The sequence below is a fragment of the Actinoplanes sp. NPDC026623 genome (genome assembly GCF_040638275.1).
Classification (GTDB): Bacteria; Actinomycetota; Actinomycetes; order Mycobacteriales; family Micromonosporaceae; genus Actinoplanes.
On record NZ_JBEZXZ010000437.1, the window covers coordinates 1 to 1491 of the forward strand.

Below are 1491 nucleotides of genomic sequence, written 5' to 3' on the forward strand. Positions count from 1 at the left end.
GGGCGGCTGCCGCGCTCGCGCCGGGTCGCCCCGGCCGAGGTGCACCGCCTGGTCCCCGCGGTGCGCCGCGACGGACTCCGCGGCGGCCTGATCGGCTGGGACGGCCAGCTGATCGACGACGCGCGGCTCGTGGTCGCGCTCGCCCGCACCGCCGCCGGGCACGGCGCCCGCATCCTCACCCGGTGCCGCGTCACCGAACTGCACGGCGGCGGTGCCACCGTGACCGACACCCGCACCGGTACGGAGCACCGGCTGCACGCCCGCGCCGTCGTCAACGCGACGGGCGTGTGGGCGGAGCAGCTTGACCCCGGCGTACGGCTGCGGCCGTCCCGCGGCACCCACCTCGTGCTGCGCCCGGGAGCCCTCGGCACCCAGATCGCCGGGCTCACCATCCCCGTGCCGGACGAGAGCAACCGGTTCGTGTTCGCGCTCCCCCAGCCCGACGGCCGCATCTACCTGGGGCTGACCGACGAGCCCGTCGACGGCCCGGTGCCCGACGTCCCCGAGCCCAGCCTCGCCGAGCGCGGCTTCCTGCTCGACGTGCTCGCCACGGCCGTGGACCCGGCGCCGTCCGAGGCGGACGTGGTGGGCGCGTTCGCCGGGCTGCGCCCCCTGCTGGCCGGCGCCGCCGACAGCACCGCCGACCTCTCTCGCCGGCACGCCGTGCACACCTCACCCGGCGGGGTCACCACGATCGTCGGCGGAAAGCTGACCACGTACCGGCGGATGGCCCGCGACGCCCTGGACGCCGCGCTGAACGCCCGCGGGCTGCCGCCGGGGCGCTGCCGCACGGCCCGGCTGCCGCTGGTCGGCGCCGCGCCGCCGGAGCTGCTGGCCCGGATTCCGGCGCCGGCGCGGCTGGTCGCCCGGTACGGCACCGAGGCGCCGGCCGTCGCCGCCCTGGCCGCCGGCGACCCCGCGCTGGCCGGGCCGCTCGCCCCCGGCATCGCGGTGACGGGCGCGGAGCTGCTGTGGAGCCTGCGTCAGGAGGGCGCGCTCGACGAGGACGACCTGCTCGACCGGCGTACCCGGATCGGGCTGGTGCCGGCCGACCGGGAGCGGGCCCTGCCCGCCGCCCGGGCCGCCGTCGCCCGGGAGGCCGCGGCCACGACGCCCTGACGGCCGGTCACCGGCGCGGTCGCTTCCCCGGGCCCGGCGCCTCGCCGGTGCCGTCCCGATCGGCGCGGTGCCGCTCCACGCCGCGCCCGATGTCGTGATCGGGCCGGAACGCTGCGGCGTGCGGGTCGAGTTCGGTGTGCGGCCGGTCGCCGACCCCGATCATGACGCTGGTGGCCCGGTCCACGGTGACCATCCCGAACAGCCCCAGCACGGTGGCATGCTGCTCCGGCAGCCCGTCGGCGTAGCCGAGCAGGTTGTCGTCGGTGGCGTTGCCCGCGGCGCCCACCAGGTCGCCGAGGAACGCGGCGATGGCGCCGGGGTCGTCCCGCGCGGCGGCGGAGAGCGCCACGTAGCGGCGCGCCAGATCCTCGC

At 78.8% G+C, this 1491-nt stretch carries 2 protein-coding genes; one reads left to right on the forward strand and one right to left on the reverse strand.

Annotated elements, in window-relative coordinates; genetic code table 11:
* Positions 1-1119: FAD-dependent oxidoreductase (locus tag AB0F10_RS45595; protein WP_360640864.1), on the forward strand; the 1119-nt coding region annotated here is incomplete at its 5' end.
* A 7-nt stretch (positions 1120-1126) separates the two neighbouring features.
* Here the strand turns inward: AB0F10_RS45595 and AB0F10_RS45600 are convergent.
* A partial coding sequence (locus AB0F10_RS45600) for a hypothetical protein (RefSeq protein ID WP_360640866.1) occupies positions 1127-1491 on the reverse strand: 365 nt, incomplete at its 5' end.